The sequence below is a fragment of the Leeuwenhoekiella palythoae genome, assembly GCF_020310025.1.
In the GTDB taxonomy this organism is placed as follows: domain Bacteria; phylum Bacteroidota; class Bacteroidia; order Flavobacteriales; family Flavobacteriaceae; genus Leeuwenhoekiella; species Leeuwenhoekiella palythoae.
In genome coordinates, this window is sequence record NZ_CP084318.1 from 3,353,593 (window position 1) to 3,369,543 (window position 15,951).

Consider the following 15,951-nt stretch of genomic DNA (forward strand, 5'->3'; position numbering starts at 1 on the left):
CGGTTTGATAAATCAATAAATAATCGATGAATTTCTCTTATAATTTTAATAAAAATGCAACGGTATCAACACCGTCTGCATAATCATAAAGTTTTGGATTTTGTGCCTGTCCAAAAGCGACATCCTCATCAATAAAATCATCAGCTACTATACACTGAATTTGATCAGCTTTGGATTGCAACTCGGCCTTTAACGTTTCAACGTCAGTATAACGCTCGTAAAAGACCACAGAGATCGGGGATGAGAAATTTGTGTCTTCTTTTAATACCATAAAGCCATTGTCTAAAACAGGAAATAAGCTCATTAAATACACCGCTTTGTTATAGTCGTAGTTGTTGGCATATTTATGATGATTGATCACATCTTGCTGTTTAAACATCGCATTAAAAAACGTGTCAAAATCATAGTTTTGAGGTACGTAGAGCTTAGCCACACTACGACACCCCATTCCAAAATAGCCAAAGATGTCATCACCTAAAGCTTCGAGTTGTTGGGAGGTTTCATTACCGGTTAATACAGCGACAGCGTTTCGATTTTTGCGTATAATGCTGGGTTTGTTTTTAAAATAGTATTCAAAGTACCGCGCGGTATTGTTGCTTCCGGTAGCGATCACCGCGTCAAATTGTGGGAGTTTCTCTTTGGTAAATGTAATTTTTGAATCAAAACCAGGCTCGATTTTGACAAGTACTTTCGCCAAAAATGGCATAAGCAGTTGATCGTCGCTAGATAGTTTTGCGACTAGATGGTGCCCGGTGATCAGTACGCTCAAAAAATCGTGAAATCCAACCAGCGGTAAGTTGCCTGCCATAATCACCGCAACCCTTTTTTCTGAAGAAGAAGTGATAGCATAAGCATCCATCCACGCTGTCAAATTATCTTTCTGTAGCGCTACAGACCAGCTTGATAACGCTTGGGTTATATGCTCTGGAGTAAACCACGCGTTATGTCTGTTTGCGGTTTGTATGACCTGCTGTAATTCTTCTTTTAAGTGTTCAAAATCATTTAACGTAGCCTCGCATTTAGTAGCATCTGACAAAAAATTCTTTAAAAATAGACTGAGGTTTGAGAATGCGGTAATTCTTTGGTTTAAATCCATAAATGGTTTGGTGAAGTAAGGACCACGCCTTAATTTTGCAACTTAAATTTGTAACGAAAACCTTAAGTTGATTGTAAGGTTTCTCATTAATTTCTACTAATTTAGTAGGGTTTGAAAAATAGAGCCTACCTTTGGCAAAATTAAGGATTAGAAAACGATTATACTATGGCAATTATAATAACTGATGAATGCATTAACTGTGGGGCTTGTGAACCGGAATGCCCAAACACAGCGATTTATGAAGGAGCAGATGACTGGCGCTATTCTGACGGAACTGATCTTGAAGGTAAAATTGTATTGCCTAACGGAAGAGAGGTTGATGCAGATGAGACTCAAGAGCCAATAAGTGATGAGGTGTATTACATCGCGCCTGATAAGTGTACAGAATGTATGGGCTTTCACGAGGAGCCACAATGTGCTGCGGTTTGCCCGGTAGATTGCTGTGTGCCTGATGAAGATCACGTAGAAACCGAAGAAGAACTTTTAGGTAAGCAAGCCTTTATGCACCACAATTAAGCAAAAACTTTTTATAGCATTAAAAGAGTCTGGTGTCACTACCAGACTTTTTTTTTGCGCTCAAATAAAACTTATTGGTGTTCTATAACGCTGAGGTATAGATTTTTACGCATGTGTGGAGTCACCATAATTCAAAGCGCTGAACTCTTGCAAAACAAACAAATTTGATTATAAACTAAAGGTGTAAAGTTTTAGATAAGCTTCCTATATTTGCGCCTCAAAATTCTGAACCATGAAAGCAGGTATTGTAGGATTGCCTAACGTAGGTAAATCAACTCTTTTTAATTGTTTATCTAATGCTAAAGCGCAAAGTGCAAACTTTCCGTTTTGTACCATTGAGCCTAACGTAGGGGTGGTGAATGTGCCAGACCCGCGTTTATCTAAGTTGGAGGAATTGGTAAAACCCGAGCGCGTGGTGCCTGCGACCGTTGATATTGTAGATATTGCAGGTCTTGTAAAAGGAGCAAGCAAGGGTGAAGGTTTAGGAAATCAGTTTTTAGGAAATATTAGAGAAACCGATGCCATTCTACACGTTTTGCGTTGTTTTGACAATGATAACATCGTACACGTTGATGGGAGTGTAAACCCTATTCGCGATAAAGAGACCATAGATATAGAGCTTCAGCTTAAAGATCTGGAAACCGTAGAAAAGAAACTTGAGAAAGTTAAAAAAGCAGCGCGTACCGGAAATAAAGAAGCTCAAAAAGAAGAGTCAGTGCTTGCGCAGATTAAAGAAGCACTAGAGCAAGGAAAGTCGGTGCGAGCAGTAGATTTTTCTGAAGAAGATTACGCAGAGTTTGTAAAACCACTTCAGTTTATTACAGACAAACCTGTGATGTATGTGTGTAATGTAGATGAAAATGCTGCAGTAAGCGGTAATAAATATGTAGAACAGGTTCGTGAAGCCGTTAAAGAAGAAAATGCAGAAGTGCTTGTGCTTGCCGTAGGTACCGAAGCAGATATCAACGAACTAGACGACTATGAAGAGCGCCAGATGTTTTTACAAGATATCGGTCTTGAGGAGCCGGGTTCTTCAAAACTAATTCGTACTGCCTATAAACTGCTTAATCAGCAAACCTATTTTACCGCCGGGAAAAAAGAAGTGCGTGCGTGGACTACTAAAATTGGTTCTACAGCACCTCAAGCAGCCGGAGTTATTCATACCGATTTTGAAAAAGGCTTTATTAGAGCTGAAGTAATCGCTTATGAAGACTATGTTTCCTATGGAAGTGAAACTAAAGTAAAGGAAGCCGGTAAAATGGGTGTAGAAGGTAAAAACTACATTGTAAAGGATGGTGATATAATGCACTTCTTATTTAATGTATAAATCAGTTTGCAGACTGCAGTTGGAATAGGCAGGCTACAAAACCTATAAATTAAAAAATCCCTTTGGTAACAATATCAAAGGGATTTTTTATTAGATATTTATTTTCGTCCTTACTGGCGGTATCTTGATCTATTCGCTATAATTAAACCAACTCTCTTTCTAACAGCTGAATATTACTCTGAATACGCTCTTTTACCAAATTCATCATCCGTTTGTTTAATGCCGAAGAATTCTGAATATATTTCTGATATTCTTCTACAGTAAATTGACCGATCACCATACCTTTTAGGCTGTTTCTGAACTTGATGTCCTTTTGAATAGCATTCTCTATGTATTGCATTCTTCGGTCTATATTCAGCGTGTAAAAAACATTTTTGTGCTTTTTAATATAGTTGCGAAAAGCTTCAAGCAGGAGCTCATTTTGAAGTTTGACCACAGGGCGCAAAGTTCCGTTTTGAAATTGCTCATCTGCACTCATCGTGTCATCAACTCGGGCGGATAAAATTTCTGGTCTAAGTGCTAGTAATTGGGAATCTCTAGAATTCATAGCGTGAAGTTTTCTAAAATTACACATATTAAAGAAGCTTGTGTAATGCGCCTCAAAGAGTTGTAAACTACTTATAAACAATTAGGGTTAAAGTGCTCTTAATCGGCCATATTATTTGTTCAGCATTCTTTAATTTTAGGAAAATACTGACAAAAAATCATGATAACGTCCATAAATCCTTATAACCAAGAGGTTATATCTGAAGTAAAAGAATTAACTAAAGCCGAACTTGTTGAACATATAGAAATTGCGCACGAGCGTTTTCTTTCTTGGCGAAAAACTACCTTTGAAGAGCGCGCTGCTTTAATGCAGGCGGCTGCAGCTGATCTTAATAAACACAAAGAAGCTTACGCTAAAACCATTTCTTTAGAAATGGGAAAACCTATTAAACAAGCCATTGCTGAGGTTGAAAAATGCGCGTGGGTTTGTGAGTATTATGCTGAAAATGCACCTAAGCATCTCGCGCCTAAAAGCATTGAGACCGATGCGGTGGAGAGCTATGTAAGCTATGAGCCCTTAGGCGTCGTGCTTGCGGTAATGCCTTGGAATTACCCCTTTTGGCAAGTCTTTAGGTTTGCCGCTCCGGCTTTAATGGCAGGAAATATAGGTATTTTAAAGCACGCGAGTAATGTGATGGGAAGCGCTCAAAACATTCAGAAAGTTTTTGAACGTGCCGGTTTTCCTAAGGGTTGTTTTACTAATCTTCCTATTGCTAGCGCTAAGGTAGAAAGCATCATAAAGAACTCAAAGGTCAAAGCAGTGACTTTAACCGGAAGTAAACCTGCAGGAAGCGCTGTGGCATCAGTTGCCGGAAATGAAATTAAAAAATCGGTTTTAGAATTAGGAGGAAGTAACGCTCTTGTGGTTTTTGAAGATTGTAATATGGAAGAAGCGGTAAAAACTGCAGTTCAGGCGCGTTTTCAAAATACGGGGCAAAGCTGTATTGCTGGGAAGCGTTTGCTTTTGCATAAAAACATCGCCGAAGAATTCACCCAAAAATTCGTAGAAGAAGTGCGAAAGCTCAAAAGCGGTGATCCTGCAGATGAAGAAACTTTTATAGGAGTAATGGCGCGGGAAGATCTTGCCGAAGAATTACACGAGCAGTTAACTAAAAGTGTAAAACAAGGCGCGGTAATATTAGTAGGAGGAAAGCGTGATGGTGCATATTTTGAGCCTACCGTGGTCACTGATGTTACTCCTTCAATGCCTATTTTTAAGGAGGAAACTTTTGGTCCTGTGATCGGGATTACCACATTTAAAAATGAAGATGAAGCGGTTTATTTGGTAAATTCTTCAAACTTTGGATTAGGGGTTTCTATTTTTACTGAAGACTTTGAAAAAGCTAAAAAAATGATCCCGCTTTTTGATGACGGAGCTGTATTTGTAAATGAATTAGTTAAAAGTGATCCCAGATTGCCTTTTGGTGGAACCAAAATCTCGGGTTACGGTAGGGAACTTTCTGAAGATGGTATTAAGGAGTTTGTAAATAAAAAGACGGTGTATTTCAACAGCTATTCATAAGCTATAAGTACAATTTCTGTTTAATTGACTAATTTTCTAAAAAATCCAACTTTTAAACCAACCTTATAATGCCTAAAGTAAACATTAGACGCGTCACTAAGAGTGATACAGAATTTATATTAAACCTTCTACCGAGTTTAATGGATCCAGAATTACCCCATTGGCGCGATCCAGAAGTAATGCTTGATATTGATCAACGTATTTTAAAAGCTGAAATAGAGGAGGGTAATAAGGATAATGCTATTTTTATTGCTGAAGATGCTCAGGATCAGCAGAGATTGGGTTTTATTTTTTTGGAAATAGGCACAGACTATTATCACAGAGAGCCTCACGGCCATATTGCTGATATCATTGTAGCACCTGAAGCAAGGGGAAGAGGTATAGGTAAAATGTTGATGCAAAAAGCAGAAGAATGGACTAAAGACTGTGGTTACAGCTTATTAACGCTTAATGTTTTTGATGATAACAAAAAGGCCCGAAAGCTTTATCAATCTTTAGGTTTTACTCCAGATCTAACCAAATACGGGAAAATATTATAATTAAAAAAGCGACCTAATCAGGTCGCTTTTTAATTATTGTAGTTAAAGCTATGTTTCGTTTGCTTGGCGAAAGCTTGTTATTAAGAGCTCTTCAGCTTCTTCATAAAATCTACAATGTGAGGTCTTAAATCTTCAAATAAAGGATGCTTTTTATTGCGAAGCATAACTTCGGTAAATAATTTAAGTCCGAGTGCAAATTCTGTTGATTCTTCTTCTGAGTTAAAAAGTTGTTTTGACTTTACTTTTTCGATGATTTCAAAGAGTTCGTCGTGGTTTGAGAATTCTAATTCAAGTGTTTGATCAGTACGCTTTTCTTCTTTTAAAACGCTTAGCTGTTCTAAACTCAGTTTGTAGTGATTTCCTTTTTTAACTGTGGTTGCCATTGCTTTCAGGGTTTACCATTTTTGATGAACAAGCGATTTTATTTTTTCAGTATAAACCGCATTCATTTTTTCAATTTCTTCTGAAGTTAAATCGGGTCGCTCATAAAGAGAAAGGTTTGACATCAAATGCTCAACTTTAGAAGCTCCTGGAATAATAGTGCTTACTTCCGGATGTTGTAAAATCCATTGAAGCGCTACGGGAGCAAGATTTTCTACCTGAGGGAATATACCTTTCAATTGATCTACGGCTTGAAGTCCGATTTCAAAATCAATTCCGCTGAAAGTTTCTCCTTTATCAAAGGCTTCTCCGTTTCGGTTAAAGTTGCGATGATCTTCTTTGTCAAATGAGGAGTTCTGATCAAACTTACCTGTGAGTAGTCCGCTGGCCAAAGGAACCCTTACAATAATTCCGATATCATTTTTTTCCGCTTCGCGAAAGAATAATTCGGCAGGACGTTGTCTAAATACATTAAAAATGATCTGTACCGTAGTGACATTATTATATTGCATCGCTTTCAAGCCTTCTTCTACTTTTTCAACGCTCACACCAAGATTGGCAATTTTTCCTTCTTGCTTAAGATCTTCAAAAAGTCTAAAGATTTCCGGACGATAAAACGTATCGGTGGGCGGACAATGCAATTGAATTAAATCTAAACGCTCTAAACCGGTGTTTTTCAAACTGTCTTCAACGTAAGTGCGCAATGCTTTTGCCGTATAACCTGCATCAACGTGAGGGCTGATTTGTCTACCACATTTGGTGGCTACATAGACTTCTTCAGCTCTGCTTCGAACTACGCGGCCTACTGCGGCTTCACTCAGTCCATTCTCATAAACATCTGCAGTATCAATAAAATTGATGCCTTGATCTATTGCGGTGTTGATGATGTGTTCTGCTGTAGTATCGTCAAAACCTGAACCCCATTTGCCGCCCACTTGCCAGGTTCCGAGAGAAATTTCAGAGATATTGAGATTTGTTTTGCCTAATCTTCTGTAATTCATAAAAAATTGTTTAAAAATTTTCACTAAAAGTACAAAACCACCTGTTTTCCTATAATAGAATGATCATAAACCCTTGCCAAAATATGGTATTTTTAAAAATGCCTGTAATCCCAATATTTTAGCCGGGTTTCTAATGCTGCCCCATTAAGAATAAATAGCTTTACCATTATGAAAACAGCAATTCGTGTACGTTCTATTATTGTCATTAACGGTAGTTGATGCGGAACGTCATATTTAAATAATAGACCTTCCGTTAAACTGGAAGGTTTTTTTTTTGATTAGCATTTAAACGTACCGAATTTCGACTATTGAACATAGTAGTATTTTTAGTTTAAAAATCTGAAAATCAACAATTTAAAATCCTTTTGAGAATTTTTGGTATATCCAAAGCTTTTTGGGAAAAGAATTGATAAAAAATGGGAATAATTAATTTCGAATTAGAATTATAACAATGGAATTAAATAAATACAGTAAAACTGTAACTCAAGACCCAACATTGCCTGCAGCTCAAGCAATGCTGCATGCAATAGGTTTAACCGATGAGGATCTAAAAAAACCACTAATTGGTATCGCAAGTACTGGTTATGAGGGGAATCCTTGTAATATGCACCTTAATGATTTGGCTACCTACGTCAAGAAAGGTGCGTCTAATGCAGATTTAGTCGGACTTATTTTCAATACGATCGGTGTAAGTGATGGTATTTCTAACGGAACTCCGGGAATGCGTTTCTCGCTGCCGTCACGTGATATCATCGCTGATTCTATGGAAACTGTAGTTCAGGCAATGAGTTATGACGGTCTGGTTACAGTTGTGGGCTGTGATAAAAATATGCCGGGAGCATTAATTGCGCAATTGCGATTAAATCGCCCGTCGATCTTAGTTTATGGAGGAACAATCGCTTCCGGATGCCATAACGGAAAAAAACTAGATATCATCTCTGCATTTGAGGCTTATGGTCAAAAAGTAGCGGGAACTATTGATGATAATGAGTTTAAAGAAGTGGTGCATAAAGCCTGTCCCGGTGCCGGTGCTTGTGGTGGTATGTACACTGCAAATACTATGGCTTCTGCTATTGAAGCTTTAGGAATGTCGTTGCCTTTTAACTCATCGAACCCTGCGGTTACTGATGCGAATATCAAAGAGCAGGAATGTATTAAAGCAGGTGAAGCCTTAAAATATTTATTGGAGCACGACATCAAACCTTCAGATATTGTAACTAAAGAGTCGCTCGAGAATGCGATTCGTTTGGTGACTGTTTTAGGAGGTTCTACCAATGCGGTATTGCACTTCTTGGCAATTGCTAAAGCAGCTCAGGTAGATTTTACGTTAGAAGATTTTCAGCGCTTGAGTGATAACACACCGTTGTTAGCAAACCTTAAACCTTCAGGTAAATATTCTATGGAAGATTTACACGGTGTTGGCGGAATTCCGGGAGTATTAAAATATATGCTGGATAACGATATGCTTCACGGGGATTGTTTAACCGTTACCGGAAAGTCTTTAGCTGAAAACCTAAAAGATGTTCCCAATCTTATAGATGGTCAGGATATCATCAGACCGTTGGATAAGCCAATTAAAGATAGTGGTCACATCCGTATTTTATTCGGGAACTTGGCTACTGAAGGAGCTGTAGCAAAGATTACCGGTAAAGAAGGACTTTCATTTACAGGAACTGCTAATGTGTTCAACAGCGAACTAGAGGTAAACGACGGAATTAAATCTGGTAAAGTCAAAAAAGGAGACGTTGTGATCATTCGTTATGAAGGACCTAAAGGTGGTCCCGGAATGCCGGAAATGCTTAAGCCAACATCTTCAATTATGGGTGCCGGTTTAGGTAAAGACGTGGCTCTGATTACTGACGGAAGATTCTCTGGTGGATCGCACGGTTTTGTGGTGGGGCACGTTTCTCCTGAAGCACAAGTGGGCGGAAATATCGCACTTGTAGAAAATGGAGATATCATTTCCATCGATGCTGTTAAGAATACCATCAACATCGATATTACCGATGAAGAATTGGCAAAACGAAGAGAAAAATGGACAGCTCCGGAACTTAGATTCCAACGCGGAGCGTTATATAAATATGCGAAAACAGTCTCGTCAGCTTCTAAAGGTTGTGTGACAGACGAAATGTAGAAGGGTATGGATAATACACAAACAATCAAATTGCAAGACACTGCAGTAGAAGCTACGCGGCGTTTAACGGGAAAAGAAGCTATCATTAAATGCTTGCTTGCCGAAGGTGTAGATACACTTTATGGTTATCCCGGAGGGGCGATTATGCCCGTTTATGACGAGTTGTATAAATATCAAGACAAGCTTCATCACGTCTTGACTCGTCACGAGCAAGGTGCGACGCACGCCGCTCAAGGGTATGCACGTGTAAGCGGAAAAGTAGGCGTCGCAATTGCAACATCGGGACCTGGAGCAACTAACCTTATTACCGGGATCGCTGATGCGCAAATAGATTCAACACCTATGGTTTGTATTACCGGGCAGGTGGCTTCGCATTTATTAGGTAGTGATGCGTTTCAAGAGACTGATATTATCGGTATTTCTACACCCGTTACAAAATGGAATTATCAGATCACTAAGGCATCTGAAATTCCTGAGGTGATGGCTAAAGCTTTTTACATCGCAAAAAGTGGCCGTCCGGGACCTGTGCTTATCGATATTACAAAAGATGCACAGTTTGAAGAGTTTGATTTTGCTTATAAAAAATGTACTGCGGTTCGTAGTTACAAGCCGGTGCCAAAACTAAATCCTGAGGCTTTACAAGCTGCAGCAGAAGCGATCAATAATGCTAAAAAACCCATGATCGTTTGGGGACAAGGTGTTATTTTAGGTAAAGCAGAAGAAGAGTTTAAGGCAGTAGTTGAAAAATCTGGAGTTCCTGCAGCCTGGACGATACTTGGAGTTTCGGCGATTCCTACAGATCACCCTTTAAATGTGGGTATGGTAGGGATGCACGGAAATTATGCACCTAACTTATTGACTAACGAGTGTGATGTTTTGATCGCTATCGGGATGCGTTTTGACGACCGTGTAACTGGTGATTTAAATACCTATGCAAAGCAGGCAAAAGTGATTCATTTTGAAATTGATCCTGCTGAGGTGAATAAAAATGTAACTGCCGATATTGCTGTTCTCGGAAACAGTAAAGAAACGCTGGCGGCTTTACTTCCTCTTCTAGAAGAGAAAAAACATACCGAATGGCACAACCGTTTTAAAGAGCTGTATCAGGTAGAATTTGATAAGATCATTAAAGACGATATTACTCCTGAGAAAGAAGGTTTGACGATGGGCGAAGTTCTTGAAGGAATCAATAAAGTTTCAAAAGGAGATGCGGTGATCGTTTCAGACGTAGGTCAACATCAAATGATCGCTTGTCGTTACGCCAAATTCAACCATTCTAAAAGTAATGTAACTTCCGGTGGATTAGGAACGATGGGATTTGCACTTCCGGCAGCGATTGGAGCAAAAATGGGAGCGCCAGAGCGTCCTGTAGTTGCGATAATTGGCGATGGTGGTTATCAGATGACCATTCAAGAATTAGGGACCATTTTTCAAACAAAAGTTCCTGTAAAGATCGTGGTGTTGAATAATGATTTCCTCGGAATGGTGCGCCAGTGGCAGCAGTTATTCTTTGACCGTCGTTATGCTTCAACCGAATTGATCAACCCTGATTTTGTAGCAATTGCCAAAGGGTATTACATAGATGCAAAACGCGTTTCAAAACGTGAAGACCTTGCAGAAGCTATAGAGGAAATGCTAGCTTCAGATGGACCATACTTCCTTGAAGTTACTGTAGAAAAAGAAGATAACGTATTCCCGATGATCCCAACAGGAGCATCAGTTTCAGATATTAGACTTGAGTAGTTATGAGCGAGATAAAAACATATACCGTTTCTATATATACCGAAAATAACATCGGTTTGCTAAACCGTATTTCGGCGATATTTCAGCGTAGAAAAATAAATATCGAGAGTTTAAACACTTCGATTTCAGAGATCGAAGGCGTGTCGCGATTTACCATCGTAATCAACCTTACCGAAGAACGCATGAAAAAGATCATCGGTCAGCTTGAAAAGCAGGTAGAGGTGATCAAAGCCTTCTATCATACCGATGAGGAGACGATTTTCTTGGAGACTTGTCTGTTTAAAATCAAATCAGACTTGCTATTTGAAGAGCGCCAAATTCAAAATATCATAAAAGAAAGTAGCGCACGTATCGTAACCGTGAATAAAGAGTTTTTTGTTCTGGAGAAAGCCGGTCGTCGCAGTGAGATCGAACTTTTATATCGTGAATTAAGCGCTTTCGGAATTATGCAATTTGTACGTTCCGGAAGAATTTCGGTAACTAAAGACGAAATGAAAATCTCTAAAATGTTGGCAGAATTTGCCGAGTAAACAGCCCAAAAGGTGAAAGCCTTTTAGCGGCGCTAATAAAATTAACTAATCAATATCATTAAAAATAAATCAAAATGTCAAATTACTTTAATACACTATCCCTAAGAGAACAGTTGGCACAACTTGCCAAATGCCGCTTTATGGAATCTGAAGAATTTTCAAATGGGGTAGAAGCTTTACGCGGAAAAAAAGTAGTCATCGTAGGTTGTGGTGCGCAAGGTTTAAACCAAGGGTTAAATATGCGTGACAGCGGCTTAGATATTTCTTATGCGTTGCGCGAAGGTGCGATTAAAGAGAAAAGAGCTTCGTATAAAAATGCTGTAGATAACGGGTTTACCGTAGGAACCTATGACGAACTCATCCCAACTGCAGATTTGGTTTGTAACCTTACTCCAGACAAGCAGCATACTTCAGTGGTGAATACGATTATGCCATTGATGAAAGAAGGTGCTACTTTGGCGTATAGCCACGGGTTCAATATTGTAGAAGAAGGAATGCAAGTGCGTAAAGACTTAACGGTAATTATGTGTGCGCCTAAATGTCCGGGTTCTGAAGTACGTGAGGAGTATAAGCGTGGTTTTGGTGTGCCTACGCTTATTGCGGTACATCCTGAAAATGACCCCGAAGGAAAAGGTCTTGATCAGGCAAAAGCTTATGCTGTAGCAACCGGTGGTCACAGAGCGGGTGTTCTTGAATCTTCTTTTGTTGCTGAAGTAAAAAGTGATTTGATGGGTGAGCAAACCATTCTTTGCGGAATGTTGCAAACCGGTTCTATTCTTTGCTTTGACAAAATGGTTGAAAAAGGAATCGATGCAGGTTATGCTTCAAAATTGATTCAGTATGGATGGGAAACCATTACCGAAGCGTTAAAGCACGGTGGAATCACCAATATGATGGATCGTTTGAACAATCCTTCAAAAATCAAAGCGTTTGAACTGGCTGAAGAAATTAAAGATATTACACGTCCATTATTCCACAAACATATGGATGATATCATCTCTGGTCATTTCTCAAAAACAATGATGGAAGACTGGACTAATGATGATGCAAATCTTCTTAAATGGAGAGCAGCTACCGGAGAAACTGCTTTTGAAAAAACACCTGCCGGAAGCCAGGAAATCAGCGAGCAAGAATTCTTTGATCACGGGGTGTTGATGGTAGCGATGGTAAAAGCCGGTGTAGAACTCGCTTTTGAAACCATGACCGAAGCCGGAATCATTGAAGAGTCGGCTTATTACGAGTCACTTCACGAAACTCCACTTATCGCAAATACGATTGCTCGTAAGAAATTATTCGAAATGAACCGTGTGATTTCTGATACAGCAGAATATGGTTGTTACTTATTTGATCACGCGTGTAAGCCAATGCTTACTGAGTTTATGAAAGGTATTGATACCGATGTGATTGGTAAAGCGTATGCAACAGATAATAGCGTTGACAATAAAACACTTATTGCTGTGAACGATGCTATTCGTGCTCACGAAGTAGAAGCTGTAGGAGCTTGGTTACGTGAGTCAATGACTGCGATGAAAGATATTAAGACCGTAGCTTCTGGAGAGGCTGTGACAGCTTAAAGAAATTTCTTAACTGAATTAAAATAAGCCTGTCACAATGCATTTTGAGACAGGCTTACTTAATACTAATACTTTTATTTTGGGCGATTTAAAAACCACATTTTTTCCTGATCTAGAGCAAATAAAGGAAGCAGCAAAAACCTTGGAAGGTGTTGCTGCGTTGACTCCTTTAATGCCGAGTTTAAACTATTCGCGCAAGTTTGACGCCAATGTTATGTTGAAGCGTGAAGATTTGCAACAGGTAAGATCGTATAAAATCCGAGGTGCATTTAACAAAATCAATTCGCTTAGCGCTGAAGAGCGCGCTAAAGGAATCGTTTGTGCCAGTGCAGGAAATCACGCGCAGGGTGTAGCATTCGCTTGTGCCAAGCTGAAGATCAACGGTACAATTTTTATGCCGTCACCTACGCCTAAGCAAAAGATCGAGCAGGTAGAAATGTTTGGAGGTGAATATGCCAAAATTGTGCTTACCGGAGACACGTTTGATGATGCGTACAAAGCTTCAAAAATTGAATGTGATGCGCTGGGTAAAATTTTTGTACACCCTTTTGATGATGAAAAAATTATTGAAGGTCAGGCTACTGTAGGTTTGGAGATTATTGAGCAGAGCAAAGAAGAGATAGACTATGTTTTTGTTCCTGTAGGTGGTGGTGGTTTAGCTTCCGGGTTGAGTACGGTATTTCATTTGCTTTCGCCTAATACTAAAGTAATAGGGGTAGAGCCCGAAGGTGCTCCTTCAATGAGCACTTCGATATTCAATAAAGAAAATACGACACTTTCGCTGATCGAAAAGTTTGTTGACGGTGCTGCTGTACAGCGCGTAGGTGATCGCACCTTTGCTATCTGTAAAGAATATTTAGAGAAAATGGTAACTGTTCCTGAAGGGAAGGTTTGCCAGACTATACTTGATCTTTATAATAAAGAAGCAATTGTAGTTGAACCTGCTGGGGCTTTAACCTTATCGGTGCTAGATCAGTTTGCTGATGAGATCAAAGGGAAAAATGTAGTATGTATTGTAAGTGGAAGCAACAACGATATTACGCGTACTGCGGAAATTAAAGAACGTGCTCTTTTGTATCGAGGGTTAAAACACTATTTCATCATTAGATTCCCGCAGCGAGCCGGTGCATTGCGTGAGTTCTTAAATGAAATCCTAGGTCCGGAAGACGACATTACCTTTTTTGAATATAAGAAGAAAACATCTCGTGAAGATGGCCCTGCAGTGGTAGGTATTGAACTGAAAGACCGTAAGGATCTTGACCCGTTAATAGCCCGAATGAAGAGTAGAAATTTCTTCGGAGAATATCTCAATGATAAACCAGACTTATTTGAATTCCTGATTTAAAGATTTAATAACCTACCGCTTAGCTCTTTAAGTTGTATATTTTCAATATAGCAGTCTTAAAGTCAATTCATTTTGTCAAAATCTAATCAACCTATGATACAATTACCCACAGATATTCCAGATCAGTTTAAAGTTGACTCTATTGAGCAGCGCACCTATCTAATTGACGGGAAAATGCACAATTGGAATGGTGAAGTAGCAGATGTTTTCTCAAGCATTCATACAGAAAAAGATGGAGAGCGTCAGCCAACTCGTTTGGGCTCTATTCCTTCTTTGGGCGAATCTGAAGCTATTGCAGCAGTTGATGCTGCGCACAAAGCCTATGATCGCGGTCAGGGCTTGTGGCCCACAATGAAAGTTGCCGACCGTATTAAGTGTATGGAAACTTTCGTTACAAAAATGAAAGAAAAACGGGAACTCATTGTAAAACTGCTGATGTGGGAGATTGGTAAAAATTATCCAGATTCGCAAAAGGAGTTTGATCGCACGGTAGAGTATATTCTAGATACTATCGAAGATTATAAGAATATGGATCGTGAGAGTGCTAAATTCTATAAAGAAGGTGGTATTCACGCGCATATTAGACGAGGTCCTTTAGGCGTTGTACTTTGCTTGGGGCCTTATAACTATCCGCTTAACGAGACGTTTTGTTTGCTGATTCCGGCATTGATAATGGGGAATACGGCAGTTTTTAAACCGGCTAAGCACGGCGTTCTATTAATTACGCCGTTGCTAGAGGCTTTTCAAGAAAGTTTCCCTGCCGGAGTGGTGAACATTCTTTTTGGTAGAGGTAGAGCCGTGGCAACACCAATTATGAAAACCGGAAAGGTGGATGTTTTAGCCTTGATTGGTCATAGTTCTTCTGCCAATTCGCTTCAGGCATTGCACCCAAAACAAAACCGTTTACGCTTAGTTTTAGGTCTCGAAGCAAAAAATCCCGCAATAATTTTACCGGATGCTGATCTAGATCTTGCAGTTGCAGAATGCATCGCCGGAACACTATCTTTTAACGGCCAGCGCTGTACAGCGTTGAAAGTGATCTATGTGCATGAAAATATCGCAGAAACCTTCAATAGAAAGTATGCTGAGGCTGTTGATGCTTTAAAATTTGGTTTGCCTTGGGAAGATGATGTGAAGCTCACGCCGCTCCCTGAACCTTCAAAACCAGATTATATTCAGCAGTTGATTGATGATGCTAAAGCCAAAGGCGCAAAAGTGATCAACGCAAAAGGCGGGGAGCGCTCAGAAAACTTTATTTGGCCGGCAGTATTGTTTCCGGTGACTAAAGAAATGGAGGTTTACAAAGAAGAACAATTTGGCCCTGTAGTTCCGGTGTTGACGTTTAAACACATCGACGAACCTTTAGATGATATGGCTGAATCGAATTACGGACAGCAAGTAAGTCTTTTCGGTAAAGATGTAAAAGCACTTGCTCCCTTGATAGACACCTTGGTTAATTTAGTATGTCGTGTGAATTTAAACAGTTCGTGTCAGCGCGGTCCAGATGTTTATCCGTTTACAGGTAGAAAGGATTCAGCGGTGAGTACATTAAGCGTACACGATGCCTTGCGTTCGTTCTCCATACGTACCTTTGTGGCTTCTAAAGACAATGCATACAACAATGCGATCCTTAATGAGCTGTTGGATACCAAAAAATCAAACTTTGTAAGTACAGATTACTTGCTGTAACATTCAAA

Annotated in this window: 14 protein-coding genes; 10 read left to right on the forward strand and 4 right to left on the reverse strand. The window is 39.5% G+C overall.

Annotated elements, in window-relative coordinates; translation table 11 throughout:
• Nucleotides 1–37: 37 nt before the first annotated feature.
• The gene (locus LDL79_RS14325; protein ID WP_225598197.1) at nucleotides 38–1,096 is read right to left on the reverse strand and encodes an acyl-CoA reductase; all 1,059 of its coding nucleotides are present in this window, start codon (nucleotides 1,094–1,096) and stop codon (nucleotides 38–40) included.
• A gap of 165 nt (nucleotides 1,097–1,261) precedes the next feature.
• Here LDL79_RS14325 and LDL79_RS14330 point away from each other — a divergent pair, with 165 nt between their 5' ends.
• Together LDL79_RS14330 and ychF are read left to right on the forward strand one after the other, a co-directional pair.
• Nucleotides 1,262–1,612: a 4Fe-4S dicluster domain-containing protein gene (locus tag LDL79_RS14330; RefSeq protein ID WP_072979442.1), complete on the forward strand. Its 351-nt coding sequence runs from the start codon at nucleotides 1,262–1,264 to the stop codon at nucleotides 1,610–1,612.
• Between the two features lie 232 nt (nucleotides 1,613–1,844).
• Nucleotides 1,845–2,939 carry a redox-regulated ATPase YchF gene (ychF, locus tag LDL79_RS14335; RefSeq protein ID WP_225598198.1) on the forward strand — a complete coding sequence of 365 codons (1,095 nt, stop codon included), beginning with the start codon at nucleotides 1,845–1,847 and terminating at the stop codon, nucleotides 2,937–2,939.
• A 142-nt stretch (nucleotides 2,940–3,081) separates the two neighbouring features.
• Here ychF and LDL79_RS14340 read toward each other — a convergent pair whose 3' ends face one another.
• The gene (locus tag LDL79_RS14340) at nucleotides 3,082–3,486 is read right to left on the reverse strand and encodes a glyoxalase (protein ID WP_072980427.1); all 405 of its coding nucleotides are present in this window, start codon (nucleotides 3,484–3,486) and stop codon (nucleotides 3,082–3,084) included.
• Between the two features lie 159 nt (nucleotides 3,487–3,645).
• Here LDL79_RS14340 and LDL79_RS14345 point away from each other — a divergent pair, with 159 nt between their 5' ends.
• Nucleotides 3,646–5,007 (forward strand): NAD-dependent succinate-semialdehyde dehydrogenase, encoded by a 1,362-nt coding sequence (locus tag LDL79_RS14345; protein ID WP_225598199.1) that lies wholly within the window; start codon nucleotides 3,646–3,648, stop codon nucleotides 5,005–5,007.
• A 68-nt stretch (nucleotides 5,008–5,075) separates the two neighbouring features.
• Nucleotides 5,076–5,546 (forward strand): GNAT family N-acetyltransferase, encoded by a 471-nt coding sequence (locus LDL79_RS14350; protein WP_225598200.1) that lies wholly within the window; start codon nucleotides 5,076–5,078, stop codon nucleotides 5,544–5,546.
• Nucleotides 5,547–5,626: 80 nt separating this feature from the next.
• On the opposite strand, the gene LDL79_RS14355 is transcribed toward LDL79_RS14350, so the two are convergent.
• Together LDL79_RS14355 and LDL79_RS14360 are read right to left on the reverse strand one after the other, a co-directional pair.
• Nucleotides 5,627–5,929 carry a DUF3861 domain-containing protein gene (locus tag LDL79_RS14355; RefSeq protein WP_225598201.1) on the reverse strand — a complete coding sequence of 101 codons (303 nt, stop codon included), beginning with the start codon at nucleotides 5,927–5,929 and terminating at the stop codon, nucleotides 5,627–5,629.
• Nucleotides 5,930–5,941: 12 nt separating this feature from the next.
• Nucleotides 5,942–6,928, reverse strand: coding sequence for an aldo/keto reductase (locus tag LDL79_RS14360; protein WP_225598202.1), 987 nt, complete (start codon nucleotides 6,926–6,928; stop codon nucleotides 5,942–5,944).
• A gap of 451 nt (nucleotides 6,929–7,379) precedes the next feature.
• On the opposite strand from LDL79_RS14360, the gene ilvD reads away from it, so the two are divergent.
• The 6 genes from ilvD (at nucleotide 7,380) to LDL79_RS14390 (ending at nucleotide 15,943) form a co-directional block, all read left to right on the forward strand.
• Complete coding sequence (gene ilvD / locus LDL79_RS14365; protein WP_225598203.1) at nucleotides 7,380–9,062, forward strand: dihydroxy-acid dehydratase; 1,683 nt, start codon at nucleotides 7,380–7,382, stop codon at nucleotides 9,060–9,062.
• Between the two features lie 6 nt (nucleotides 9,063–9,068).
• Nucleotides 9,069–10,805: a biosynthetic-type acetolactate synthase large subunit gene (gene ilvB, locus LDL79_RS14370; protein WP_225598204.1), complete on the forward strand. Its 1,737-nt coding sequence runs from the start codon at nucleotides 9,069–9,071 to the stop codon at nucleotides 10,803–10,805.
• A 2-nt stretch (nucleotides 10,806–10,807) separates the two neighbouring features.
• Nucleotides 10,808–11,335, forward strand: coding sequence for an acetolactate synthase small subunit (ilvN, locus tag LDL79_RS14375; protein ID WP_072979426.1), 528 nt, complete (start codon nucleotides 10,808–10,810; stop codon nucleotides 11,333–11,335).
• A 74-nt stretch (nucleotides 11,336–11,409) separates the two neighbouring features.
• A complete protein-coding gene (gene ilvC / locus LDL79_RS14380) occupies nucleotides 11,410–12,909 on the forward strand; it encodes a ketol-acid reductoisomerase (protein WP_225598205.1) in 1,500 nt (499 codons plus the stop codon).
• A gap of 37 nt (nucleotides 12,910–12,946) precedes the next feature.
• Nucleotides 12,947–14,254: a threonine ammonia-lyase IlvA gene (gene ilvA / locus LDL79_RS14385; protein ID WP_225598206.1), complete on the forward strand. Its 1,308-nt coding sequence runs from the start codon at nucleotides 12,947–12,949 to the stop codon at nucleotides 14,252–14,254.
• A 93-nt stretch (nucleotides 14,255–14,347) separates the two neighbouring features.
• Nucleotides 14,348–15,943: an NADP-dependent glyceraldehyde-3-phosphate dehydrogenase gene (locus tag LDL79_RS14390; RefSeq protein ID WP_225598207.1), complete on the forward strand. Its 1,596-nt coding sequence runs from the start codon at nucleotides 14,348–14,350 to the stop codon at nucleotides 15,941–15,943.
• Nucleotides 15,944–15,951 lie beyond the last annotated feature (8 nt).